This is a genomic window from Rubrobacter sp. M3-4 (genome assembly GCF_059772285.1).
In genome coordinates, this window is the sequence record NZ_JCBAJP010000005.1 from 13,774 (window position 1) to 38,064 (window position 24,291).

General features: G+C 66.4%; 27 protein-coding genes. 13 read left to right on the forward strand and 14 right to left on the reverse strand.

Annotation, left to right across the window (positions count from 1 at the left end):
* Positions 1-28 precede the first annotated feature (28 nt).
* Positions 29-475, reverse strand: a complete 447-nt coding sequence (locus tag AC6EKW_RS06955) for a C40 family peptidase (protein WP_273888792.1) — start codon at positions 473-475, stop codon at positions 29-31.
* Between the two features lie 314 nt (positions 476-789).
* Here AC6EKW_RS06955 and AC6EKW_RS06960 point away from each other — a divergent pair, with 314 nt between their 5' ends.
* The 4 genes from AC6EKW_RS06960 to AC6EKW_RS06975 all read left to right on the forward strand — a co-directional run bounded on the left by AC6EKW_RS06960 (position 790) and on the right by AC6EKW_RS06975 (position 4,016).
* On the forward strand, positions 790-1,080 hold the full coding sequence (locus AC6EKW_RS06960; protein ID WP_273888719.1) for a Dabb family protein: 291 nt from the start codon (positions 790-792) through the stop codon (positions 1,078-1,080).
* A 27-nt stretch (positions 1,081-1,107) separates the two neighbouring features.
* Positions 1,108-2,277 carry an acetoin utilization protein AcuC gene (locus tag AC6EKW_RS06965; RefSeq protein ID WP_273888717.1) on the forward strand — a complete coding sequence of 390 codons (1,170 nt, stop codon included), beginning with the start codon at positions 1,108-1,110 and terminating at the stop codon, positions 2,275-2,277.
* Between the two features lie 15 nt (positions 2,278-2,292).
* A complete protein-coding gene (locus tag AC6EKW_RS06970) occupies positions 2,293-2,586 on the forward strand; it encodes an ATP-dependent Clp protease adaptor ClpS (RefSeq protein ID WP_273888715.1) in 294 nt (97 codons plus the stop codon).
* Between the two features lie 173 nt (positions 2,587-2,759).
* A complete protein-coding gene (locus AC6EKW_RS06975; RefSeq protein ID WP_273888714.1) occupies positions 2,760-4,016 on the forward strand; it encodes an MFS transporter in 1,257 nt (418 codons plus the stop codon).
* A 48-nt stretch (positions 4,017-4,064) separates the two neighbouring features.
* Here AC6EKW_RS06975 and AC6EKW_RS06980 read toward each other — a convergent pair whose 3' ends face one another.
* Positions 4,065-4,511, reverse strand: a complete 447-nt coding sequence (locus AC6EKW_RS06980; RefSeq protein ID WP_273888713.1) for a heavy metal-responsive transcriptional regulator — start codon at positions 4,509-4,511, stop codon at positions 4,065-4,067.
* A gap of 87 nt (positions 4,512-4,598) precedes the next feature.
* Between AC6EKW_RS06980 and AC6EKW_RS06985 the strand changes: the two genes are divergently transcribed.
* The 4 genes from AC6EKW_RS06985 (at position 4,599) to AC6EKW_RS07000 (ending at position 8,707) form a co-directional block, all read left to right on the forward strand.
* Positions 4,599-4,838, forward strand: a complete 240-nt coding sequence (locus tag AC6EKW_RS06985; protein ID WP_273888711.1) for a heavy-metal-associated domain-containing protein — start codon at positions 4,599-4,601, stop codon at positions 4,836-4,838.
* Positions 4,839-4,957: 119 nt separating this feature from the next.
* Positions 4,958-7,120 (forward strand): heavy metal translocating P-type ATPase, encoded by a 2,163-nt coding sequence (locus tag AC6EKW_RS06990; protein WP_498514024.1) that lies wholly within the window; start codon positions 4,958-4,960, stop codon positions 7,118-7,120.
* A gap of 28 nt (positions 7,121-7,148) precedes the next feature.
* Positions 7,149-7,883, forward strand: coding sequence for a TVP38/TMEM64 family protein (locus tag AC6EKW_RS06995; RefSeq protein WP_498514025.1), 735 nt, complete (start codon positions 7,149-7,151; stop codon positions 7,881-7,883).
* Positions 7,884-7,915: 32 nt separating this feature from the next.
* Positions 7,916-8,707 carry an MTAP family purine nucleoside phosphorylase gene (locus AC6EKW_RS07000; RefSeq protein ID WP_273888707.1) on the forward strand — a complete coding sequence of 264 codons (792 nt, stop codon included), beginning with the start codon at positions 7,916-7,918 and terminating at the stop codon, positions 8,705-8,707.
* 1 nt (position 8,708) lies between these two features.
* Here the strand turns inward: AC6EKW_RS07000 and AC6EKW_RS07005 are convergent, their stop codons facing one another.
* The 8 genes from AC6EKW_RS07005 to AC6EKW_RS07040 all read right to left on the reverse strand — a co-directional run bounded on the left by AC6EKW_RS07005 (position 8,709) and on the right by AC6EKW_RS07040 (position 16,843).
* A complete protein-coding gene (locus tag AC6EKW_RS07005) occupies positions 8,709-10,148 on the reverse strand; it encodes a dihydrolipoyl dehydrogenase family protein (RefSeq protein WP_498514026.1) in 1,440 nt (479 codons plus the stop codon).
* Positions 10,149-10,175: 27 nt separating this feature from the next.
* Complete coding sequence (locus AC6EKW_RS07010) at positions 10,176-11,276, reverse strand: NAD(P)/FAD-dependent oxidoreductase (RefSeq protein WP_498514027.1); 1,101 nt, start codon at positions 11,274-11,276, stop codon at positions 10,176-10,178.
* On the reverse strand, positions 11,273-11,977 hold the full coding sequence (locus AC6EKW_RS07015) for a TIGR04283 family arsenosugar biosynthesis glycosyltransferase (protein WP_498514028.1): 705 nt from the start codon (positions 11,975-11,977) through the stop codon (positions 11,273-11,275). The genes AC6EKW_RS07010 and AC6EKW_RS07015 overlap by 4 nt, the downstream gene beginning before the upstream one ends.
* Positions 11,974-12,636, reverse strand: a complete 663-nt coding sequence (locus tag AC6EKW_RS07020) for a TIGR04282 family arsenosugar biosynthesis glycosyltransferase (protein WP_498514029.1) — start codon at positions 12,634-12,636, stop codon at positions 11,974-11,976. Before AC6EKW_RS07020 ends, AC6EKW_RS07015 begins: the two co-directional genes overlap by 4 nt.
* Positions 12,637-12,643: 7 nt before the next feature.
* On the reverse strand, positions 12,644-14,347 hold the full coding sequence (locus tag AC6EKW_RS07025) for a radical SAM protein (protein WP_498514030.1): 1,704 nt from the start codon (positions 14,345-14,347) through the stop codon (positions 12,644-12,646).
* Positions 14,347-15,714 (reverse strand): MFS transporter, encoded by a 1,368-nt coding sequence (locus AC6EKW_RS07030; RefSeq protein ID WP_498514031.1) that lies wholly within the window; start codon positions 15,712-15,714, stop codon positions 14,347-14,349. The genes AC6EKW_RS07025 and AC6EKW_RS07030 overlap by 1 nt, the downstream gene beginning before the upstream one ends.
* 162 nt (positions 15,715-15,876) lie before the next feature.
* Positions 15,877-16,161 (reverse strand): hypothetical protein, encoded by a 285-nt coding sequence (locus tag AC6EKW_RS07035; protein ID WP_273888698.1) that lies wholly within the window; start codon positions 16,159-16,161, stop codon positions 15,877-15,879.
* A gap of 55 nt (positions 16,162-16,216) precedes the next feature.
* The gene (locus AC6EKW_RS07040; protein ID WP_273888696.1) at positions 16,217-16,843 is read right to left on the reverse strand and encodes an RNA polymerase sigma factor; all 627 of its coding nucleotides are present in this window, start codon (positions 16,841-16,843) and stop codon (positions 16,217-16,219) included.
* Between the two features lie 183 nt (positions 16,844-17,026).
* Between AC6EKW_RS07040 and AC6EKW_RS07045 the strand changes: the two genes are divergently transcribed.
* The 3 genes from AC6EKW_RS07045 to AC6EKW_RS07055 all read left to right on the forward strand — a co-directional run bounded on the left by AC6EKW_RS07045 (position 17,027) and on the right by AC6EKW_RS07055 (position 18,345).
* The gene (locus AC6EKW_RS07045) at positions 17,027-17,545 is read left to right on the forward strand and encodes a hypothetical protein (protein ID WP_498514032.1); all 519 of its coding nucleotides are present in this window, start codon (positions 17,027-17,029) and stop codon (positions 17,543-17,545) included.
* 156 nt (positions 17,546-17,701) lie between these two features.
* On the forward strand, positions 17,702-18,058 hold the full coding sequence (locus AC6EKW_RS07050; RefSeq protein ID WP_273888694.1) for a DsrE family protein: 357 nt from the start codon (positions 17,702-17,704) through the stop codon (positions 18,056-18,058).
* A gap of 50 nt (positions 18,059-18,108) precedes the next feature.
* Positions 18,109-18,345 (forward strand): glutaredoxin family protein, encoded by a 237-nt coding sequence (locus AC6EKW_RS07055; protein WP_273888692.1) that lies wholly within the window; start codon positions 18,109-18,111, stop codon positions 18,343-18,345.
* 589 nt (positions 18,346-18,934) lie between these two features.
* Here the strand turns inward: AC6EKW_RS07055 and moaA are convergent.
* From moaA to AC6EKW_RS07070, 3 genes are read right to left on the reverse strand one after another with little or no spacing between them, the layout of a single operon-like run.
* Positions 18,935-19,921: a GTP 3',8-cyclase MoaA gene (gene moaA, locus AC6EKW_RS07060; protein WP_273888691.1), complete on the reverse strand. Its 987-nt coding sequence runs from the start codon at positions 19,919-19,921 to the stop codon at positions 18,935-18,937.
* A gap of 50 nt (positions 19,922-19,971) precedes the next feature.
* Entirely contained in the window at positions 19,972-21,225 is a 1,254-nt protein-coding gene (locus tag AC6EKW_RS07065; RefSeq protein WP_498514033.1) for a cation:proton antiporter, read from the reverse strand.
* A gap of 4 nt (positions 21,226-21,229) precedes the next feature.
* Positions 21,230-22,777, reverse strand: coding sequence for a glycosyltransferase (locus tag AC6EKW_RS07070; RefSeq protein ID WP_273888688.1), 1,548 nt, complete (start codon positions 22,775-22,777; stop codon positions 21,230-21,232).
* Positions 22,778-22,918: 141 nt separating this feature from the next.
* Between AC6EKW_RS07070 and AC6EKW_RS07075 the strand changes: the two genes are divergently transcribed.
* Together AC6EKW_RS07075 and AC6EKW_RS07080 are read left to right on the forward strand one after the other, a co-directional pair.
* Positions 22,919-23,515 (forward strand): peroxiredoxin family protein, encoded by a 597-nt coding sequence (locus AC6EKW_RS07075; protein ID WP_273888687.1) that lies wholly within the window; start codon positions 22,919-22,921, stop codon positions 23,513-23,515.
* Positions 23,516-23,520: 5 nt separating this feature from the next.
* Positions 23,521-24,111 (forward strand): hypothetical protein, encoded by a 591-nt coding sequence (locus AC6EKW_RS07080; protein WP_273888686.1) that lies wholly within the window; start codon positions 23,521-23,523, stop codon positions 24,109-24,111.
* Here the strand turns inward: AC6EKW_RS07080 and AC6EKW_RS07085 are convergent.
* Positions 24,108-24,284, reverse strand: a complete 177-nt coding sequence (locus AC6EKW_RS07085) for a twin-arginine translocase TatA/TatE family subunit (RefSeq protein WP_273888685.1) — start codon at positions 24,282-24,284, stop codon at positions 24,108-24,110. The two genes, AC6EKW_RS07080 and AC6EKW_RS07085, sit on opposite strands and share 4 nt — an antisense overlap.
* Positions 24,285-24,291 lie beyond the last annotated feature (7 nt).

Sequence of the window (24,291 nt, forward strand, 5' to 3'; positions counted from 1 at the left end):
AGCGGTTTTCTGCCCTGAAAGGCCCCGCCTAGACTATGCTCTTGTACCCGTCGACGTAGGCCGGGATTATCGGGTCGTAACGCACCACCGTCCCCGGATAGGGCGCGTCGATCATCTGCCCGTTCCCGACCGCGATCCCGACGTGCGAGGCGAACCCGTACCCGTAGTCGCTGAAGACGAGATCACCCGGCCCGGGAACCGAAACCGGAACCCCATAGGAATACTGCATGTAGGAGCTGTGCGGCAGGTAGATCCCAAAGTCCGAGAACACAGCCGCAACCAGCCCGGAGCAGTCCACCCCGGCCCGCGACTCACCACCCCAAACGTAAGGAACGCCAAGATAGCTCTGCGCCTCGGAGACGATGGCCTCCCCAGAGACAGTCTGCGCCTCCGCCGAACGCGACGCCATCACCGCAGCCGTCAGCGCCAGCGCCAGAGCCGCAAGCACGATTCCGAGCCTGAGCCTTACACTCACAGCCAAAAGAACGTATCCTCCCTCTCTAGCCTGCAACAGCCAGGGGAACCCTCACTCCACGGAGAGCCCCTCTCCTCTATAGCCGAGGCAGGAGGGTAACCGTTTTGAAATCTTTACGCAAACTCTCCGCAACTATTTCGCAACGACTTCGAAACACAAAACCCGCCCACTGATGCGGCAAACCGGGAATTCGGGGAGCGGGAGCATTTTAAATTTCCTTAACACCGCGGCAATTCGTGTAACAAGCGAGGATGGCTGTGGAGGATCTTTGGGTAAGGTATGCTTCGCGGGGTGAACGGAAGAGGGAGGAAGGCGTGATCGAGCATCTGGTTTTGTTCACGGCGAAGGAAGAGGCCTCCGGGGAGGAGCTGGCGGACCTCGTCGCCTCACTGCGGGCGCTCAGGGAGAAGGTACCTGGGGTGGTGGACCTCACGGCCGGGGAGAACTTCAGCGATCGGGGTGGGGGCTTCACCCACGGGCTCTTCGCGCGGTTCGAGAGCGTGGAGGATCTCGCGCGCTACCGGGAGCACCCGGAGCACCTGGCGGTACTGGAGAAGCTCGGGCGGCTCACGACGAACCTCATCGCGGTAGACTACGAGGCGTAGCGAGGAGCGAAGAGGAGGCCTCTCTGGATGGGCGGTCGGGTGGCGGTGGTACACGACCGCGGGCTGGAAGACTACGGGTTCGGCGAGGACCACCCGTTCAACCCCTTGCGCATCCGGCTCGCGCTGGAGCTGAGCGAAGCTGCGGGGCTGTTCGAGGGTTACGGCTTCGTGAAGGGCGCACCGGCCACCGAGGAGGATCTCCTGCAGGTACACAGCCTCACCTACGTGAGGCTCGTGCAGAAGGCGGACGAGGTCTCGGATCTCTCGGAGCTAGTCCACTACGGGCTCAACACCCCGGACAACCCGGTCTTTCCCCGGATGCACGAAGCCTCCGCCAGGGTCGTCGGGGCGGTACTCACGGCGGCCCGGATGGTGGCCGACGGGAGCTGCGAGCACGCGATGTGCATCGCGGGGGGGCTGCACCACGCGCTGCGGTCCCGGGCGAGCGGGTTCTGCGTCTACAACGACGCGGCCGTAGCCATAGCGCGCCTGAAGCAGGAGCACCCGCACCTGCGGGTGGCCTATCTAGACACCGACGCCCACCACGGCGACGGGGTGCAGTGGGCGTTCTACGACGACCCGGAGGTGCTCACCATCTCCATGCACGAGACCGGGAGGTTCCTCTTTCCCGGGACCGGTGGCGTCGAGGAGCGCGGGAGGGGCGAGGGGTACGGTTACGCCGTCAACGTACCGCTCGAGCCGTTCACCGACGACGAGTCCTGGATCTCCTGCTTCGAGGCCGTCGTGCCCGAGGCTTTGAGGGCCTTCGAGCCGGACATCATCATCTCGCAGAACGGCTGCGACGGACACGCCCTGGATCCCCTCACCCACCTTTCGGCCAGCATGGCGCTCTACGAGCACATCCCGAGGCGGGTGCACGAGCTCGCCCACGAGCTCTGCGGCGGGCGCTGGGTCGCGCTGGGCGGAGGGGGGTACGACCACTGGCGCGTCGTCCCGCGGGCGTGGACGGCTTTGTGGGCCGCGCTCTCGCACCAGGAGCTCCCGGAGAAGGTGCCCGCCGGGTGGATCGCCCGACACGAGAAAGAAAGCCCGGTCGAGCTTCCCGTGCTCATGCACGACCCCGCGCCCGAGAGCACGCCGCGCGCGAAGGAGATAGCATACGCGAACAACAGGAACGCCGAGCGGGTGCTAGAAGAAGTCGTGAGCCTCATACACGGCAGAAAGCGAGGAGAGTAACCGGAGGTACGTGAGATGACGCAGACCGTTCCCGGCACCAAACCGGCGAAGGAGACCCGCAGCAAGGTCACGGGGGAGCCCCCCTACAAGGTCATCCTGCACAACGACGACCACACCCCCATGGACCACGTCGTCTACGCCCTGCGGAAGGTCATCCCGCGCATGAGCCTCCCGCGCGCTGTCTCCTTGATGCTCGAGGCCCACACCAGAGGGAAAGCGGTCGTGGCCCGCTGCCACAAAGAGCTCGCCGAGCTCTACCAGGAGGGGCTCCAGAACGAGGGGCTCATCGCCACCATCGAGCCTGCCTGACGAGCAGGCATATCCATGCTAACGTCTCTGTTGGATTCATAACAGATCAAGCTCCCGGTTCGTCGTGAGCCCCGGCCGTCCGGTCGGGTATGCGCGGATGCATGCTACCATGGAAGGAATTCATGTCCACGGAAGCGCAGACGTCGTCACCAACCGGAGTAGATGAGTCGACGATGCGAAGGGCCATCGCCGCCGCGGCGATGGGCAACTGCATGGAATGGTTCGACTTCGGCACCTACAGCTACCTTGCGGTCACCATAGGCAGGGTTTTCTTCCCGTCCGGGAGCACCACGGTGCAGATCCTCTCCTCCTTCGCGGCGTTCGCGCTGTCATTCCTCATCCGGCCCTTCGGGGGGCTGTTTTTCGGTCCCCTGGGCGACAGGATAGGGCGGCAGCGCACCCTGGCCACCACCATACTGCTCATGTCCGGATCCACGTTCGCCATAGGGCTACTGCCGGGGTATGCTTCCATAGGGATTCTGGCTCCCATCCTGCTGGTCCTGGCGCGGCTGCTGCAGGGGTTCTCGACGGGAGGTGAGTACGGCGGAGCATCGACGTTCATCGCCGAGTACGCCTCCGACCGGCGCAGGGGTTTCTTGTGCAGCTGGCTCGAATTCGGGACCCTCGCGGGGTACGTGCTCGGCGCTTCCCTGGTGACGGTGCTGACCTTACTCCTGCCCCGGGAAGCCATGGATGCCTGGGGCTGGCGGGTGCCCTTCCTGGCTGCCGGTCCTCTGGGTACTATCGGGCTGTACCTCAGGCTCCGACTGGACGACACGCCACGATTCAAGAGCATGGAGCACCGTGGGGAGACCGCGGACTCGCCCCTGCGGGAGACCGTCACGCAGAACTGGAGACCGATACTGCTGTGTGTGGGGATGGTGATCGTCTACAACGTGATCGACTACACCGTCCTCTCCTACATGCCCACCTACCTCTCGCAAGTCCTGAAGATCGGAGAGGGCTCTGCACTGCTCATCGTAGTGGCGCTCATGCTCCTGCTGATGGCGCTCATAACCTTCGTGGGGCGCCTCTCGGACCGCGTCGGACGCAAGCCCATCCTGGTGGGCTCGTGTGTGGGGCTCGTGCTGTTGCCGTACCCGGCCTTCCTGATGATGTCGCAGGGACATCTCTTCGAGACGATCGTCGGGCTGCTCGTACTCGGGCTCCTGCTGGTGATGCTCCTCGGCACGATGCCCTCCGCGTTGCCCGCGCTGTTTCGAACCCGCGTGCGCTACGGCGGGTTCGCGATCGGTTACAACCTCTCCACCTCCATCTTCGGCGGAACAGCACCGCTGGTGCTCTCCGCCCTGATCGCCGCTACCGGGAGCAAGCTGGTGCCGGCTTTCTACGTGATGGCCGCCGCGCTGGTCTCGCTGGTGCCGTTCCTTCTGGCCAAAGAGACCGCCAAGGAACCGCTGGAGCAGTAGTGGAAGAGCTCCCAGCTCGCCGTCGGGAGCGTCCGCCCCACCGGGGCTTCATGCGCGCGGCACGCCCGACAGTTCGCGGCCGGCGCCACGCTCACCCTCGATTATGTGACAGTAGCCGTGCGGTCGAGGTTCCCGGGCGGGTCGCTCAAGGGCCCGCTCGTAGAGCACGTCCAGCCTGGCCTTGAACTCGGTCAGTTCGGCGATACGCCGCTCCACCTCCTCGGCCCGTCGGGCGATGACCTCCGTGACGTACGAGCAGGGCACTTCTCCCCGTTCGTGGAAGGCCAGCACCTCCCTGACCTCCCCAAGCGTCAGCCCCACGCCGCGGGCATTCTTTACGAACCGTAGCCGTGCCTCGTCCTCTTCTCCGTACATCCGGTAGCCGGAGTCCGTACGCTCCGGCTCCGGTAAGAGCCCGATGCGCTCGTAGTAGCGGATGGTCTGGGGGTTCAGGTCCAGCCTCTTCGCAAGCTCTCCGATCCTCATCCGTGACATCTCGTCCTCCTCGCATCTCGCCTTGACCTTATATCTACTGCAAGCTTTATAACCCTTACCGGCGGGAAACCCAACGAGAGGAGCGCGATGGCTCAGAAGAACATCGCTTTCACGGTCGTCGGCAAAGACAGGCTACACTGCGAGGGCTGCGAGGAGCGGGTGGACAGGGCTCTGAAGCGTTTGAGCGGAGTAAGGGAGGTCGAGGCGGACCACAAGACCCAGCGCATAGAGGTCGTCTATGACCAGGATCAGGTCAGTTCAAAGCAGATCGAGGAGAGGTTGGACCTGCTCGGCTACGAGGTAGAGTCCGGAGGAAGTTCGGCATGAGTTCGTCCGGGGACCATCGAAAAGGTCCGGCGGCCAGGACCAACGAGCCGGACGCTCCGGCGCGGGCAAACGGTGCCGGAGCCAATGGGACAGAGAGGCTGCAACTCAAGGTCGGAGGCATGAGCTGCTCTTTCTGCGTCTCCTCCATCACGAAGGCTATGGAGCGTACCGAGGGGGTGCACGAGGCGAGCGTCAACCTCGCCCACGAAGAGGCCCTGATCGAGTACGAGCCGGACAAAGTTGCGCCTGAGGCGTTGAAGCAGACCATACTCGACCTCGGCTACACCGTGCGCGACCCCGAGAAGGTACGTTCCTTCGAGGAAGAGGAGGCCGGGCTAAAGGGTAGCCGCAACCACGTGCTGGTAGCGGCGGGCTTCACAGCGGCCTCGCTCATCCTGATGATCCTGATGTGGGTCGGGGTGTTCCACAGAGGCAACCCGGTCATGTTGGTGGTGATGCCCGTCTTCGCCTTGGCTACGGTCTTCGGGCCGGGCCGGCATATCCTGGGAATGGCTTACCACAGCCTCCGGCGCGGCATCCTGAACCAGCACGTCCTCCTGGAGTTCGGGGCCTTCGCCGGGCTCGCGGGCGGTTCCTTGGGCTACTTCTTCCCGGCTTTCCCCACACCGGACTTCTTCGCGGTGGCGACCTTCATCACCACCTATCACCTGCTCTCGGAGTGGACCTCGCTGAAGGTGAGGACCCGCAGCTCCCAGGCGGTGCGCAAGCTCCTGGAGCTGGTGCCGAACACCGCCCGGGTGGTGCGTGCCGGGCGCGAGGAGGAGGTGCCGCTCGAGGAGGTCCGGCCCGGCGAGCTGGTGCGTGTGAGGCCCGGCGAGTCGATCCCCGTGGACGGAGAGGTCGCCGAAGGAACCTCGGGCGTGGACCAGAGCCTGGTTACTGGAGAGTCGATCCCCGACGAGAAGGGGGTTGGAGATGAGGTGATCGGGGGCTCCGTAAACCAGACCGGAACGCTCCTGGTGCGGGTGACGAAGGTCGGCGAGGAGAGCTTCCTCTCGCAGGTGACCCGGCAGGTCGAGGAGGCCCGGGCGCTGAAGCCCGGCATCCTGCAACTGGTGGATAAGGTCTTGCAAGTCTTCGTGCCCACCGTGGTCGGCTTCGCCGCTCTGGCCGTCCTGATCTGGACTCTGGGCGCCTGGCTGGTTACCGGAGAACCCGACTGGAGCCGGGCGATCTTCTCGGCCCTGGCCGTCTTCGTGATGGGTTACCCGTGCGCCCTGGGGATGGCGACGCCCCTGGCGATGATCCGGGGTGGTGGGATGGCCGCCCGGAAGGGCATCCTGATGCGCTCGGGCGAAGCCTTCCAGGTCCTGAAGGAAGTAAAGAGGGTAGTTCTGGACAAGACCGGCACCCTCACTGAGGGCAAGCCCGCGCTCGTCGAGTTGGTCCCCTTGAATGGCTTCGAGGAGGACGAGGCATTACGTCTCGCCGCCTCCGCCGAAGGCCCCTCCGAGCACCCGCTGGCGCGGGCCGTGGTGGACGCCGCCGCGGAGAGGGGGATCCCGGTGCCGGAAGCGGAAGACTTCCAGTCCGTGTCCGGTAAGGGGATCACGGCCACGGTGGAGGGTCACCGCGTCGCCATCGGCAACCCCCGGTTCGTCGAAGGCGAGGGGGTCGAGCTGGAAGGTGCGCGCAGAAAGCTCGAAGAGTTGCAGGCGGCGGGCAACACCGTGGTAGCCCTGGCCGTAGACGGCGAGCCCGCCGCGCTCATAGCCCTCGCCGACCGGATAAAGGACGACGCCGTGGAGGCGGTCGAGCGCCTCAAAGCCGCGGGTCTGGAGCCTGTGATGCTCACCGGCGACAACGAGCGCACCGCCAGGGCAGTGGCGCGCGAGGTTGGTATCGAGGAGTACCGGGCCGAGGTCCTGCCCCAGGACAAGGCGTACGTCGTGCGGGAGTTGCAGGAGCAGGGACACCGTGTGCTCATGGTCGGGGACGGCATCAACGACGCCCCGGCCCTCATGCAGTCAGACGTGGGCATCGCCATCGGTGCCGGAACCGACATCGCCATAGAGTCTGCGGACATCGTGCTGGTAGGAGAGCGCCTCGGCGCGGTGGTCGACGCCTACCACATAGGCGTAAGCTCCTACCGCAAGACGGTGCAGAACATCTCTTTGGCCTTCGCCTTCAACGGCATAGGCGTCCCTCTGGCCGCAACGGGGCTAGTCTACCCGGTGTGGGCCATGATCGCCATGGCCGCCAGCGTCAGCGTGGTGCTCGCCAATTCTTTCGGGGGTAGACTCATCTCCAGAGAAGGATGAGCGAACGATCGAGAACAGGCCGGGGAGCGTGAGCACCGCGAAGCGATCGGTCATCCTGCGGGTCGTCTCTGCGCTCACGGGGCGGTGGGCTCTGTTGCTGGGGCTGATCTTCCTCGGCCTCATCCTGTGGAGCATCCCCGCCGTCCGACACCCCATCGCCGGCCTCTTCGGTGCGGTCTCTCAGGGTGACGAAGCCGAGGTCCGCCGGATCATCGAAGGCTACGGAGCCCTGGCCCCGCTGGTCTCCGTCGGCTTGATCCTGCTGCACACCGTGATCCCGCTGCCGGCAGAGCTTCTGACGCTGGCAAACGGGCTCGCGTTCGGCTTCTGGAAGGGGCTCGCCATAACCTGGAGCGCGTTCATGCTCTCGGCTTCGATCCTGTACGCCGCCGGACGCTTCTGGGGCAGGCCCCTGCTCGAACGCACCATCCCCGAGCGCCACCAGAGGCGGCTCGACGAATGGTTGCAGAGAGAAGGAGCGTTCCCGCTGCTCACGGTGCGTCTGATCCCGCTGGTGCCCTTCAACGCAGTGGGTCTAGCCGCGGGCGCCGTGCGCAGCCCTCTGCGAACCTACCTCTGGACCACCGGGGTAGGCATCCTCCCGCTCGGCATCATCGTGACCTTCCTCGGAAGCCGCCTGGGCGAGCGACACACCCACCCGGGCGTCGCTTTCTGGGGACTGTCCGCCGCGCTTCTGGCCATCGTGCTCACGGCCTGGTTCGTCGGGCACCGTAGAAGGAGCGGAGGGCGGTGGGACACCTGAATCGACGGGAGCGAAGGAGGGGATAAGACCCCGTGATAGACATCGGCATCATGACCGGCTCGAGCGTCGGGGAGCTCCTGGAGTCACCCGAGGGCAGAACCGTCGCAACCCGCTTCGGCGAGGTGGAGGTCGCGACCGGCAGGGTGGGACCGTGGCGCGTAGGGAGCATAGCACGCCACCTGGCGGGACACCGACGTCTCTCCCATGCCGTCGATCACCGGGCGAACCTGGCGGCCCTGAAACGACTCGGCGCGCGGGCCATCCTCGCCAGCACGGTCGTGGGGACCGTAGACCCGTCCATACCCCTGGCAACCCCCATCCTCTTCGACGATCTGTTCTTCCCCGAGAACCGTCTCCCGGGCGGCGAGCCCTGCACCATCTTCGACGACCCGGACGATCCCAAACGGGGACATCTGATCCAGGAGGAGCCCTACTCGCCGCGCCTGCGGCAGAAGATACTGCTTGCCGCCGGGGAGCTCGGGCTGGACCTCACCCCAGGGGGCGTCTACGGGTGCACCAACGGCCCCCGGTTCGAGACGAAAGCCGAGGTCGGGTGGCTGAAGACGGCCGGGGTGGCGGCCGTGAGCCAGACCTGCGGGCCGGAGACGGTGCTGGCCGGGGAGCTGGAGATACCCTACGCGCTGGTGGGCTTCCCGGTCAACCGGGCGGCCGGAGTCGGCGAACCGGAGCCAGAAGAGGTGTTGGACCAGCGGCTGGCACGTGGTGGTGAGGTCCTGCGGCGGCTTCTCCTGCATGCGGTGACGCTGCTGACAGAGGAAGATTTCTCCTTCGACCACGGATACGTCTACCGCGTGGAACGGTAGGTCAGGAGAGCAACCGCCGCAACCCGAAGAACGTACCGAGCACCTTACGGTTCGTCGCGGTGAAGAGCTTCTCTCTGTAGTAACCGTCCGCCACCCGCTGGTTGACCTGCGAGAGGGTAGGGTAGACGTGGATCATGGTGGAGAGCCGCCGGAGAGGGATGCCTCTCTGCATGGCCAGCACGAACTCGTGGATGAGATCCCCCGCACCTGGTCCGATGATGTGCGCGCCCAGGATCTCGCCCCCCTTGCCAGCCACCACTTTGACGAACCCCTCGGTCTCACCGTCGGTCACCGCCCGGTCCACCTCGCCGAAAGGGTGCCGGAACACCTCGACCATCTCGTGTTCCTTGCGGGCCTCCTCCTCGGTCAACCCCACCCGCGCCACCTCGGGATCGGTGAAGGTCGTCCAGGGTACCACCCGGTAGTCGGCCCGGGCCTTCACCGGGAACAGCGCGTTCCTCAGCGCCAGCTTACCCTCATACTCCGCCACGTGGGTAAAGAGGCGCCCACCGGTTATATCCCCCGCGGCGTAGACACCGGGGACGGTGGTCCGGAGGTTGTCATCCACTTTTATCCCGGATTCTCCCAGCTCCACGCCGGCATCCTCCAGGTTCAGGCCGTCTACGGTGGGAGCACGCCCGGCGGCGATGAGGATCTCCTCCGCACGCTCCTCGATGGCCCCACCAGCTTCGTCGCGGGCAACCACGACCTTGTCCTTGCCCTCCCGGCGTGCCGCCTCGGCCCGAAACCCACCGTGGAAGGTGATCCCCTCGGCGAGCAGAGTTCGCAGCAGACGCTCGCTCACCTCTTGCTCCTCCCTCGGGAGCGGCAGGGAAGAGGAGGAGATCACGCTCACCCGGCAGCCGAAGCGGGCGAAGATCTGCGCGAACTCGCAGCCTACGGGCCCTGCCCCGATTATCACGATGGATCCGGGCAAACTCTCCATCCGCAGGGCTTCTACATGGGTCATGTAGCCGGTCTCCTCGAGCCCTTCTACGGGTGGAACGGAGGAGTGCGAACCCGTGGCGAGGATGACGCTGCGCGCCGGGATACGCCAGCCGTCCACCATGACCTCGCCCGGTGCATCGAGTCTGGCCTCGCTCTCCAGGAACACATCGACGCCCATGCGACGGAATCGCCCCGGGCTGTCGTGGACGCCGACCACCCGGATCATCTCTCGCATCCTCTCCATCACAGCCGGGAAATCCACCTCGACCTCCACCGGTTTCACCCCGAACTCCCCTGCGCGACGCATGAGGCTCGCCACCCCGGCGCTCCTGACGAGGGCCTTGGTCGGCACGCAACCGTAGTTGAGACACTCACCCCCCAGCCGGTCACGCTCGACGAGCGCCACCCTCGCTCCCAGGTACGCTCCTCCCGCGGCCGCCACCAACCCCGCCGTCCCGCCACCCACGACGACCAGGTCGTATCTGCTCCGCATCCTCTCCGCTCCTTTCGGTCCCGGTTTTCAGACATCGGCATCATCCAGGCGATACCTCTCCAGGAACCCCCTGTCTATGCAATCCTTGACCCTCCAGGGAAACCGGCCACGCCAGACCAGGGGGCCGTAGACGGCGAGCCCGGTGCCGTCGCCGAAGTTGAGGATGTAGAGGAAAAGCCTCTGAGGCCTGTAGCCGACGAGAGGTCCGCCTTCGAGGGTGGCCCGCAGGTTGCGATAGATCACCGGCCCCTGGCGGACGGCGAAGACCCCGAACCGGGGCAGGCTCTCTCCCCGGTAGGAGATGCAGTCGCCGCCACCGAAGAGACACGCGTCGTCCACGCTGCGCAGCTTCTCGTCCACCAGAAGGCCGCCGTCCTTCCCCGTGGAAAGACCCGAGGTTCGAAAAACGTCGGGCGGTACGACGCCCGTCGCGAGCACGGCCAGGTCGTAGAGAAGCTCCCGGCCCTCGCGCGTCCGGGCTACACCATCGGTGAGAGAGACGACGTGCGTGTTCGTCAGCACCTTCGCCCCCCTCGCACGCAGGTGCGCCCCAGCATGCTCCCGTGCCCTCCGTGGAGCACCCTGCAGCAACCCCTCGCTCCTCTCGGTGAGCGTGACGTCCCCTCGCACCCCCACCCGCTCGAAGAGCGCCAGGACGTTCGCCGCCACCTCACAACCCGCGGCACCTCCACCGACGACCAACACCCTGGGGATGCGAGAACGTACCAGGGAGAGGAGCCTGTTCCGGATCTCCACCACGTTCTCCACCGGTTTTATGCACAACGCGTCCATCCCGCGTCCAGGGGTTTCGCTGCCCAGGCAGACCGAGGCAACATCGTAAGAGACGGTCTCGCCCCCGTTCAGGACGATCTCCTTTTCAGCCGCGTCTATCCGCACCACCCGGTCCTGGACGAAAACACCTCCACCTCTCTCGACGAGCCCGCGCACGTCGATGCGATACCGCCGGGGTTCGTAGAGGCCGGAGATCACACCCGTCGCCATCCCGGAGTAGTGGAGGTATGGCGAGTCGCTCACCAGCGTCACTTCGCCCCCCCGATCGACCAGTTCCGCCGTGCGCAGAAGGGTGTACAGATGGGCATGCCCTCCGCCGACGAGGACGACCCTCAACGGCCCTCCTCCCCGTTCCGCCGCACGTTCTGCACGTTGTACAGGCGGGCGAGGCACCAGGGGCTCACCCCGAAAGCGAACGCCGTCTGCATGAAACCCCAGAGCAGCAGGGTACGCAGCGGGCGTCCCCGCCAGCGGCGCGGTGAGCTTATCATCGGGCCGGGCAGGCAGGCCGTCTTTCCCGCAGCCTCCATCCTGCGCGCGAAGACGAGGTCTTCCATGATGGGGATCTCTGGGAAACCGCCCAGCCTCTCGTAGACGTCCCTCCTGACGAAGATCCCGGAGTCCCCGTAGTAGCGGCCGAAGCCGCGGTAGATCGCGGCCACGATCTCCAGCCACCACCCGAGGACGCCGCCGCCTGGGTAGGAGAGGCGGAAGTTGCCGCCCACCGCGCCGTTCTCGATTGCCTCCAGCATCCGGAGCGCGGCATCCCGCGGAGGCACCACGTCGGCGTGCAGGAAGAACAACACCTCTCCGGAAGTCACCCTCGCCCCGGCGTTGAGTTGGATCCCCCGGCCCGGTTCGCTCCGGACCAGCCGGGCCGGAGGCCGGACGAGCTCCGGGGTGCCGTCCGTCGAGCCTCCATCTGCCACCACGACCTCCCGTATCTGCGGCATTCCCCAAAGACGTTCGAGGAGCGAGCCTATGCAGGCCGCCTCGTTGAGGGTCGGGATCACGACCGAGACTCGCCTCCCACTCACGGGATGCCGCCCTCCCGGGTGATGGCCACCCCGAGCACCTCCGCCAGGTGCGGGGCGAGCCCGGGGTCCTCCTCCAGCTCCGTTCCGAGTCGGCGCAGATCCTCCGGAGTATCCACGTCGTACCAGGGCTCGAGGACGCGGACGGAGATACCAGCCTCCCGCACCCTCTGCAAGGTCTGCCGGAAGACGACCTCCGTAGACCACGTTATCCCCGAAAAAGGCTCTCCGAACAGCCGCCTGAGGCCGAGGAGGACGTATCCCCCGTCCCGACTCGGCACGATGGAGACCTCGCAGGCATCCAGCGCCTCCGTCGCTTCCCGGAGACGGCTCGGAGGCAGCGTCGGGGCGTCGGTGCCCAGTATCAGGAGCGGCCCGGGATCTTCTGCGAACAGCCTCCCCGCCGCCGAGTACATCCTCTCTCCCAGGTTCGCCCCGACCTGTGCCATCAGCCTCACACCGGGCGGCAGCAGCGGCTCTATGAGGCCGAGGTGCTCCTCGGGGAAACCGGCGACGGTGACGGGTCCCAGAGATCGGACCTTCGCGACCACATCCATGATGGAGGCTCTCTGCAGCTCCGCCGCCCGGTGCGGTTCGAGGCCGAGACGCGTCTTGACCAAACCGGGGAGAGGGGCCTTGGTCATGATGAGGATGCGCACCATCCCGGCGCTACGCGCAGTGGTAGGCACGGGGGAGCGAGCCATCGAGCTGCCGGTACTCCAGGAAACGCTCCACAACCCTCTCCACCGACCTTCGCAGCGGGAAGATCTCCTCGCTCACCAGGAGGTCCGTGATCCCCGCATCGTTGACCCCGGCCGGGTGCCAGGCCACCCCTTCGGTGGAGACGGTGAGCTCGGGCACCAGCATCGAGCCCTCTATCTCCATCCCCTCCCCCGATTCACCCCGCCTCACCAGGGGCCGCACCACGTGGTCCTCGGGAGCCACCCCGATCTCCGCGAGCATCTCCCGCAGGACTGGGATACCCTTCACGTTCTTCGGTGTCTCGGTCGTCCCGACCCGCACCCTGATCCCCATCTCGCGGGCGATCTTTATACCCTCCATCGCTCGCCTCCAGCTCCCCGGGCCCCGGTAGAGGTCGTGCAGCTCCGGGATGCCGCCGTCCACGGAGACCTGCAGAGAGAAACCGGGCTCTCCGGCGAAACGCTCCAGCACCCTGCGCTTGCTCGGCGCCCCGAACAGCGTGGCGTTCGAGAGCACGGTGGTGGGCATCCGCGAGACCGCCCGCGCCACGAGTTCTCCGAGCTCGGGGAGCAAAAACGGCTCCCCACCGGTCAAGTAGAGCTGCCTGAAGCCCAGATCTTCGGCCTCTTCCACGAGGCGTTCGAACTCTTCGATCCCGAAGGCCCGCCTCCTGACATGGGGGTTGGAGCCCACGGAACAGTAGCGGCAGCTGAAGTTGCAGTCGTAGTTGGCATAGACCCATAGGTGGGCTGGGAACAACGGGGTGCCGAAGATCGAAACCACATCCCTTCCGTCGTCCGGCAGGGTGGCGGCCTCGCCCCAGGAGAGCCCTTCTCCAACCTCGATCTCCGCAGCTTCCCTGTAGAGGTGGAAGCGTCCCCGGGAGCGCTCGTAGGGAGGCAGCACCTCCAGACAGCTCGTCCACCATCCGGTCAGTATCGTCTCGACGAACGGCTCCGGAAGCCCCTCCTCACGCATCTGCCGGGCGAGTTCCTCGTGATCGTAGGACACCGGGACGAACTCCGCGCCCACCTCGCCCCCCTCCTTGCTCAACAGCGCGTACCAGACCTCCGTACGCCCGTCGTTCGCTGGGCGGCCGATGGCACCGACGTTCACCACCTTCCTCCCGCCCACCTCCCGCTGCCAGTGAAGCCCCGTGTGGGCACACAGCAGGACATCCGCTCCAGCCGCCTCCAGGTGGTGCTCGATGACCTCGTCCGGCGTGGACTCCCACAAGAACTCGTTGACCGCGAATGGGCTCCCGTGCACCATCCTCAGGGTCTTCTCGCCCATGTGCAGCAGGATCTGATCCGGCAGGGTCCACATCCACTCCCTGAACTCATCGGAGGTGTTCTTCCGGGTGTAGGCGTAGGCGATCTGAGCGTAGAGGTTGTCCCGCTCGTCGGTGTAACCACAGCCGCAATCGGGACGATCCTCCCGGATGGAGAGGTCGTAGTTGCCGGCGATGCACCGCACACCGTTTTCGAGCAAGAGCGGCCACACCCTGTCCGGGTGAGGACCGTAGCCGCCCAGGTCCCCCAGGCAGTAGAGGGCTCCCGCCCCCCGATCCTTCGCGTCCCGGATCACCGCCTCGAGCGAGAGCGCGTTGTTGTACACGCCGCCGAAGACGGCGATCTTCTCGTGCTCGGTCCACTCTTCGACCACTCGCATCAGCCAGCCCTCCTCTCGTAAATCTCCGGCTCGAGCCGCTCCAGGGGCACCCGGCAGCCCTCCGGCCCTCCGCTCCGGCTCCACACGTACATCCCGGCCGCCCCCAGGAGCCAGAACCCCGCGAGCAGCCCGAAGGCCGCCGTCAGGCTGAACGCCGAGGCCACCGCGGCGAGCCCCATCGAGGAGAGCGCCGCCCCGACCCTGCCCACCGAGACCGAGAACCCGACCCCCGTCGAACGCAGCGGGGTGGGGAACAGCTCGGTAAAGGTCGGATAGGCCGAGACCCAGGCGGCGGTGGCCGTCCCGTTGGCCAGGAAAAACGCCCACATCACAGCCTCCGGACCACCCGCGGCCGCCGCGAGCCCGAGTACCCCCAGGCTCGCGGCGGCCAGCACGTACGCCGAGGTCACCGTGGTTGCCCGCGGGAAACGGTCCATGACCGCCGCAGCGAGCACCCCTCCGGCGAGAGCCCCGGCGCTTCCCCCCGCGAAGTACGCCGGCACCCGCGAGGCGGGTATCCCAGAAGCCGCCGTCACCAGTACGGCGAAGAACGCGAAGAGCCCGTAGTAACCGCTCGCCTCGGAGAAATCCAGGACCGCTCCCAGAGCCGTACGACCAGGCACCCGCCGCAGAAGTTCCCCGACGGAAGCCCGAAACTCTCCGGAAGTGACACCTCTATCAGGAGCGGAGATACGAACGCCCGTGATCCGCTCTACGATCTCGCCAGCCTTGCCGGTCTCTCCCCGGCGCAGCAACCAGCGGGGGGACTCCGGGAGCGTCCGGCGAGCGAGCAGCGCCACGAGCGCCATCACCGCGCCGGCCGCGAACCCCACCCGCCAGCCCACTCCTGCGGGCAGGGCGGCGAGCACCACGGCGCCCACTCCGGCGGCCACGAGCGCGCCCGCACCCCAGAAGCTCATCACCGCAGCGTTCGCCCGTCCCCGGTAGCGGGCCGGGATGAACTCGCTTATGGCGGCGTTGATCGCCGAGTACTCCGCTCCGACGCCCAGAGCCGTGAGAAAGCGTAAAACCATGAGCATCGGGTAGTCGACGGAGAAAGCGCTCAGCAGCGTGAAGGTGGCATAGAAGGTCAGAGTGACCAGGAAGAGCCTGCGCCTACCGAACCGGTCAGCCAGAACCCCCGCCCCCTGTGCTCCGGCCATTATGCCCACGAGCCAGACGGCTATCAGGGAGGTGCCCTGCAGGCCGGAGAGGTCCCACTGCTGCGCGATCGTCGGCAGCACCGACCCGATTATCGATACCTCGAACGCATCCAGAAGCCACGCCACCCCCAGGGCCAGCGTGATCCTGGTATGGACAGGCCTCCACGAGGCGGTGTCCAGGGTCTCCAGCAGCTCTTCCCTCAAAGCGTCCACCTCGCAAAGACATTAGCCTCCATCGCGAACGGCCCGCGGCAGGTACGCGGACACCCCGCGACGGCCGCCGAGCCTCTACAAGGTCCCGACGCCCCGGCGCACGGATCTCTTACTTCGCCTCAGCAGCGAAAGGCGCCGATCTTCCCCGACCGTTCACCCCACGCCGAAGATCCGGCGCAGCCTCCCCCACACAGACCTCACCGGGCTGGAGCCCCTCGCCGCCTGCAAGGCCGCGAGCAGGGCCTCGAACTCCTCCCGGCAATCGCCGCACCTCTCCAGGTGATCCTTCACCAGCGGCATGGCCTCCGCGGCATCCAGCCCGGCCAGCTCCATCTCCACGAAACGGTCGAGCTGTTCGAAACACTCGTCGCAGCCGATCTCCTCCTCGGAGGTCCCGCCGATCGCGCGTGCCAGCCTGTCCAGATCGTCTGAGTTCAAAACACCGCTTTCCTTCGCAAGCTCTCCTCTTCAGACGCGATCATACCGCTCTCCGTTACCTCTCGTCGTCCACCCCCAGCACCTCTTCGATGGAGAACCCCTCCGCCTCGATCCTCTTCTTGAGCTTCTTGCGCGCGTCGTGCAGCAGCTTGTAGAGCGCCCCCCTCGTGGTACCCATGCGCCTGGCCACCTCCTCCAGGGGCATGCCGCCGAGGATCACCGCTACGAGGGCCCGGCGCTGTCTCTCGGTCAACTCCTCCTCGATGAAGCGCCCCAACGTCTCCAGCATCAGCCGTCGGGTGGCCGTCTCCTCGGGGGTGGGAGCGCTATCGACCACCGTATCCAGCCCGGAGAAGCGGGACTCCCCCTTCTCCAGCACATCCTGCAGGGAGACGTCACGCCAGTGCTTCCGCCTGAGCTCGGTGAACGCCACCCTGATGGCGATCTTCTGCGCCCAGGTGGTGAAGCGGCTCTCGCCCCTGAAGGAGTCCAGGTTGTCCAGTACCTTCATCAGGGCCTCGTGGGCCAGATCCTCGACGGAGGTCTCGAGTTCACCTCTTCCTCGGCCAGCAAACGCCGCCTTCAGCCCACGCACCAGCACCACCCGAAGATCGGCCACCGCCTCCTCGCGACGCGCACCTCGCAGCGCCGCGAGCCACTCTTCGTTGCTCCGCTCTCTCATGGACCTCTCCGCACTCGGACCATTGTAGCCCGAAACGTCGGGCCACCTTCCAGGCTCTTCGAGCGCCCGGGGAGCAGAAGAGACCCCGGACGAGCTCCGCAAAGTCAGGTAAGAAAAGTTCCAACCGCGTCGTCAACGTAGACGAAAGGTCGTTTTATGCGGGCAAACGCGGGAAGGAGAATCATGAGCACGGCAAGCCAAGGAGTCCGGACCACGGCGGGAAGGTGGGTGATCGCCGGTCTGATCGGGGGGCTCATCGCGGGCGTGATCTTCGCCGCCTTCGAGATGGTGGTGGCTGCGATCATGGGCCAGGGTTTCTTCACCCCCCTCATGATGATCGGGGCGATCGGGCTCGGCAAGGAGGCGCTCCCCACGCCGAAACCGATGATCGGGCTTTCCACCATCGTCCCGGTGGGTCTGGCCATCCACATGTTCCTCTCGATGATCTACGGGGTGGTGTTCGGGGCGTTTGTCTGGGGCGTGAGCTTCCTGCACGGCAACCGCCTGAGGCTCGTCGGTGCGGCGACCGTCTTCGGGCTGGTGCTCTGGATCGTCAACTTCTACGTAATCGCGCCGCTCGCCTTCTCCTGGTTCGCGATGGCCAACCCCGTGGTGCAGTTCTTCGCCCACACCTTCTTCTTCGGCACGGTGCTGGGCTTGTTACTGAGTGCCAGGGGAACCCCGGGCAGAAATGGAGGATGAACTCGGCCGACAGGGGACGAGCGACGTGGAAGGAGGGGCCCGGCCGGGCCCCTCCTTCCACGTCATTGCCAGCAACCCGGTAAGAAAACTTCTCTTCATGCAGTCGGTATGGGTGGAGAAGACAAACCAGAGAAGCCGGAAAAGGAGGTATCGCAAGTGGCCAAAGTAGCCATCGTGGTGCTTGCGGACACCGAGACGCACGGAGACCTGGGCCGGTTGGCGAACGCCCTCACCTCCGCCCAAGAATTCAAGGAAGCCGGCGATGAAGCGAAGATCATCTTCGACGGAGCCGGGACCAAGTGGATCCCGGAACTCTCCGATCCCGGCAACAAATACAACAAGGCCTTCGAGATGGCCAAGGACCAGATAGCCGGCGCCTGCGGGTACTGCGCCAGCGCCTTCGGCGTCAAGGACCAGATCGAACGCAGCGGCGTCACCCTGCTCAGGGATTACAGGGGGCACCCCAGCCTGCAGAAGCTGGTCTCCGAAGGTTATCAGGTGATCACTTTCTGAGGTTCGTCCTTCCACCGCCCGTCCGGGAAGATATCGAAAGGAGTGAGAACGTGGAGCAGCACGAGATCGTCGTCTACACCCAGCCCGGGTGTTCGGCCTGCCAACAGGAGAAGGAGTTTCTCTCCCGGAGAGGTGTGGAGTTCACAGAGAAGAACATCCGCGCCGACCTGGACGCCATGCAGGCCATGGTCCGCATGGGGTCGCAGGCTACCCCAACCACCGTCATAGACGGTGAGGTGATAGTGGGTTTCGACCAGAGACGGATCAGCGAGAAGCTGGGGATCTGAGACACGTAGGGCGGCCGGGAGCTTCGAGGATCACATCCCGGCCGCCCTCTTCATATCCGCCGCACCCACAATCCACACTTGCAAGGGGGTCGATGCGTGAAACTCGCAGACACCGCGGCGAACCTGGGCAAAGGGATCTTCGCCGGAGTCGCCGGCACCGCAGCGATGACGGTATCGAGCACCGTCGAGGCGAGACTCCGGGGGCGGGGTGCCAGCTCGACGCCCGCCCGGGCAGCGGCGAAAATCCTGGGGGTCGAGCCGGTGGACGAAGGGGCAAAAGCACGCTTCTCGAACCTCGTCCACTGGGGATACGGCATCGGCTGGGGAGGCGTTCGTGGGCTGATCGCTGCCTCCGGCCTCTCGTGGCCCGCGGCGACCACAGCTCACTTCGCGCTCGTCTGGGGCGCGGAACAGGTGATGCTGCCGGCTCTCGGTGTCACGCCCCCGCTGACACGGTGGGGGATGAAGGAGGTCGCCGTCGACGCACTACACCACATGGTCTACACGGCCGCCACGCCGGGGCTCCCACGGAGGAAGGACCTGGGCGCACCCTTCCTCACCCGCAGACTCCGAAGAGAGAACCGGCTCTCTAGCCCCCGATCTGGCTCATCGTCCGCCGCCGCGACTCCTCGGGGAGGGTCTGCCCCGCCGGGGGCTTTATGCGGGCGGCGTGCCAGAGAACCTCGTGTATGGCCGGGATCGGGTCGGGAGAGCGGATCGCATCCTTCACCGGCACGTCCAGGTCGGTGAGCAGGCAGGGGTGGATCTTGCCGTCGGCCGTGAGCCTCAGGCGCGAGCACATCGCGCAGAAAGGTTCGGAGACCGGGGTTATGACTCCGAAGTTGCCCGGAGCGCCGGCGAACCTGAACTCGTCGGCCGGGGCGGCCGGGTCCTCCTTCTCGACTGGTTCGAGCTCGCCGAGCTCTTCCTGCGCCCGCTCGAGGATCTCGCGCCCCGAGATGAAGAGCTTGCGGAAGCGGGTGCCGTCGGTGTCGCCGTTTAAGGGCATCAGCTCGATGAAGCGCACGTGCAGCGGGTAGCGAAGCGTGAGCCGGGCCATGTCCGCGATCTCGTCGTCGTTTATCCCCCGCATCGCCACCGCGTTTATCTTCACCGGCGACAAGGGTGTCTCGAGCGCGGCCATTATCGCGTCCCAGACTCTCTGGAAGTGGTCGCGGCGGGTTATGAACGCGAACTTCTCGGGCTTCAAGGTATCGAGGGAGATGTTTATCCTGTCGAGCCCGGCCTCGACCAGGGCATCCAGGTTGTCCCGGAGGAGAAAACCGTTGGTCGTCATCGTGACCTCTTTGAAGCCGAGCGACTTCAGGCCGCCCACGAAGTCGACGACGCCCTTGCGAACCAGCGGCTCGCCGCCGGTCACGCGCACCTTGGTTATCCCTAAAGCGAGGCACGCCTCGGCGAAGGTGAGCATCTCGTCGAGCGTGAGGTGCTCGCTTTTATCCTGGAACTTTATGTCCTCGGGCATGCAGTACTGGCAGCGGAAGTTGCACCGGTCGGTGACCGATATCCTCAGGTAGTCGATCTTCCTGTCGTAGCTGTCTGTGAGCTGTACCATGGCTTCCTCGGGTCGCCGCCTTTCTCCTAGAGGATTGTATCCCAGATGCCCTACCCGGCATCCGCCGGTGTGCCCTCGATCAAACCGAGCCGGCGGGCGAGCGGGGCAGCGGTGGTGGCCTGGAGCAAGAGCGTGGCGAAGACCGCGAGCGCGACCATCGAGACGGCGATGTCCGCCCCCTTCACCCCCTGGGCGAGCAGCAGGCTCGCCACCGCCGTCGGCACGACCCCGGTCTCGCGCGACCAGCACAAAAAGAGGAGCTCGTCCCGGCTCCAGCGGGCCCTGCGATCCGGCAGCAGGGAGACGAGCACCGTGACGGGCCGGGCTACGAAGATGAAGACGGCCATCACCACGAGCCCCCCGAGGAAGTACTTCGAGAGCGCGTCGAAGGGCAGGTTTATCCCGAGGGTGACGAAGATCAGCACGGTGGCGATCTCGGCGATCTGGGCCACGAAGCTCTCCAGCCGGCGGGCGTGGACCTCGTCCTGCCCGAGCCCGAGCCTCCTGCCGAGCCTGAGATCGCCCATGTTGCCGACCACGAGCCCCATCACGAACGCGGCCAGGTACCCGGAGCCCCCCACCGCCTCGTTCGAGAAGTAAGCGAGCGCCACCACCGCGAGTATCGCCACGCCGGGGGCCTCGTCCCAGATCCCCCAGCGGGTCGTCGTGGAGACCAGGTAGGCGAGCAAGAACCCGGCGAAGAGCCCGATCGCGGTCCCGATCACCATCTCCTCGACGAACCCGAAGAAGGTGTCCGAGAGGGTGAAGCTCCCGGACTGCACGGTCCCCACCAGCGCCAGCGCCAGAACCGTGCTTATGGGGTCGTTGAAGGCCGACTCCGAGATCAGGGTCTGCGAGATCTTGGGACGGATGTTGAGCCGGTCGAAGAGCGGGATCAGGATGGCCGGGTCGGTGGCCGAGAGGATCGCCCCGACCATGAGCGCGACCGCAAAACCCACCCCGAAGACCCCCGCGACCGCGAGCGCGACGATGAAGGCGGTTATGAGCACGCCGGGCAACACCAGCATCCCGAGCCCGAACGCGACGCGCGAGATGACCTTGAGCGAGACCCCGACCCCGCCGTGGAACAGGATCATCGCGACCCCGGCGTTGAACAGGAGCTGAGCCCCCACCCCGCCCAAAGGGTTGGAGGCGACCCCGAGCACCGCGGGACCGATGAGAACGCCGGCCGCGATCATGACGATCATCTCCGGCAGCCTCACGATCCTGGCGACGAGCTGCGAGACGAGCCCGGCACCGAGGATGAGACCGAAATCGAGCAGTACGCGCTGCAGATCTCCCAAAAACCTACTCCTCTCCGGCGCAGAGCCTCACGAGACGTCCGGCGAGCCTCTCCCATCCGAGATGCTCGACGCAGTTGCGCCGCACGGTTTCGCGGCTCAGCCGGCGCTCCTCCTCCGGAAGCCCAAGATACTTTATCAGGGCGCGGGCCAGGTTCTCTCCAAAATCCTCCATCCCCACCGCGAGCGGGAAGGGAAGTCCCTTCCCGATGATCGCCGCGGCTTCGGAGAGGCCGGAGTGGTTCGCCACGAAGGGCACCACCCCGCTCGCCGCCTCTTCGGCGGCGACGAGCCCGAAGGTCTCCGGGAAGATCGAGGGCACCACGGACACCTCCGCCGCCGGGAGCAGCCGCGCGAGGTCTTCGTGGTAGAGTGGCCCGATGAACTCGACGTCCTCGTGCATCCCCTCCGCCTCGCGCAGCAGCCCCGGCCCCGGCTCGAAGTGCTCCAGAGGGGCCTCCACGCCTCCCTCGAGGAGCCGCCCGGAGCGCGCGACGAGCGAGAGCAGGCGCCCATCTCCGGTCCCGAGCGCGAGCGTGAGCGCCTGCAGCGCCTCCCGGAAGGTCCCGAACCCGACGACGAGCAGCCGGGCCCCGGTCCTCCTCCTGACCCGGGCAAAAGCCTGGAGCAGGACGTGCACCCCCTTGGAGTGGATGAGCTTGCCGACGTAGACGACGAGCGGCCCGTCGGCCGCGAAAAGACGCTCCAGCCTCTCACCCGCGTCCCGGTCGTGGGCACGGGCGTCGTAGGTGGCGGCGATGGAGGCCAGACGCTCCGCGAGCTCGCCGGGGGTCTCTGGGCCTCGCTCCTGCAGCTCGAGGAGCGCGCGGGCCTGCTCCGGGCCACGCCCCGCCCCCCCGCGAAGCTCTCGGGGGAGCGCGGGGTCGAGCGCGTCGGGGCGGAAGAGGTCGGTGTCCACCCCGCCCGGGAAGGAGATGGTCCTCCCGGCGAGATGCGGGAAGTCCTCCGCGATCGTGCCGGCGCTGTGCCGCGAGAGGGCGAGGATGCGCCTTGCCCCGGCGAGCCCCTCGCGGGCCAGCTCCATGTAAAGGGGGCTCCTCCTCGCCACGTACTGCAGGCAGCTGCCGTGCACGATGCTCACGTAGGGTACGCCGAGACCCCCGAGCGCCCGGCGGGCTATGAGAGGGCCGGGGACCGAGTGGTTGGTGACGGCGGCCGGAGCCCCGCTTTCGCGCGCGACCGTCTCGAGCGCGGCCGCGTTCGCCTCGAGGTAGAGGTCGAGCTCTTCCTGCGTGAGATCCAGGAAGGTCTTCACCCGCCAGCCGGGGTATTCGTCGTAGACGTAGACCGGCAGGAGGTCTCCGATCACGGGGTTGTAGACCACGCAGCGTCCCGGGTACGGCGTGCTCCTTTCGCCGAGCACCCCGGTCCCACCCGCGTCCGCCGTGGCGTGGGCGTCCACGAAGTCGTAGGAGAGGGGGTCGGGCTCCTGACAGAGCAGGTGCACCTCGTGTCCCCCGCGCACCAGCGCCCGACAGAGGTTCTGCACGTAGACGTTGCTCCCCGAGCCGGAGAACATGTAGCCGTGGGTCATGAGAAGCTTCAGGGTGCGGTCACCTCCGGAAGAAACCCTCGTCCATCCGGGGAAAGGTACCACAGGGGGAGACCGCACCGGAAGCTGCTGTAATATGGATGCTACGGAAGCGGCCCACACGGCTCAAGGAGGATCTCGAAGGTGGCACGCACGAAGGCAGCGATCCCGAAGGTTGGCGAGGAGGCCCCGGACTTCAACCTGCAGAGCGCGCAGGGAGGCAGGCTGCGTCTCAGCCTGCGCACCGTCCGGGGACCCGTCGTGGTCGCCTTCTACCGCCCGTGGTCGGAGGAGGACGCAGAATACTTCCGGGCGCTGGCGAAGAAGGAAGACGACATAAACCTCGCGCTCGGCACCATCGTCGGCATCGGCGTGGCCGAGCCGGACGAGGCGCGTGAGTTCTGGCGCAAGACCGGCATCAAATCCTACGTCCTCTACGACTACACCCGGGAGTGGGTCACCGAGTGGGGGCTTCTGGAGCGCGACCGTGAACACGGGGATTACGCCCGGCCGGCGACCTTCATCGTGGGCAAGGACCGCCGCATAGCGCACGCCTGGCTAGAAGAACGCCCCTCCCCCGAGGAGCTCTTCGAAAAGGTGCACGAGATCACGGGGCTCCCCAAACCCCCGGAGGAGCAGGAAGAGCCCCCGAAGAAAGCCGGGAAGGAAGGGGAGGAGAAGGCTCCCGGCGGCGCCGGACGCGCGGCCCGCGGGAAGCCGGACTCCACAGACGAGGACTAGCCGGAGTGGAGCCGGAGGAGCTGCGCTCCCGCCTCGAGGCCCGGGAGGAGCACCTGCGCAACCTCTACGAGGAGCTCGCCGCCCTGCGGCTCGAGGCCGACGAGGCGAAGGCCGACCGGGAGGCCGTGCAGAGGGAGCTCAGCTCTCTCAGGGAGAGGCGAGGCTCCCTGTTTCGCCGCAGGGACGAGGAGACGAGAGACCTGCGGCGAAAGCTCGCCCGGCTCGAGGAGGAGAACGCCACCCTGCGCTCCCGGCTGCATAAGCTCGAGTCACTCCTCTCAACGCTCACGGACCCCGGGAAGAGGATCGAGGCGGCCGCCAGAGCCTTCAGCGGCTCCCGAGAGGCGGCAAGGGAGGTCGGAGCCATCGCCAAGTCCTTCGGCAGGCCAGAGGTGAGGCTCACCTTCGGAGCAGGAGTGCCACCACCGGTGGTGGTGAGCTTCCGCTGGGCCGGCCTCTCCTGCCGGACTTACGAGGTCCTCCCCGAGGAAGGGACGGTACGCCTGCTCTCGGAGGGGGAGGAGCTCCCGGAGGAGCTGCTGCGAGAGGATCCGAACGCCCGCCTCGACGGCGAGTGGCACCTGCGACTCCTCTAGGGGCGCCGCTCCTTCTCCTCTTCGCCTATCTCTTCCCTCTTCGCGCGGCCGAGCTCGTCCAAAAAGTCCCTCGTGCCCCGGATCGTGGAGCGCGTCATCCGCGAGATCCTGCGCGGCCCCAGCACCACGAAGACCACGAAGGCGAAGACGAGAACTTCGAATGGACCAATCACCTACCGG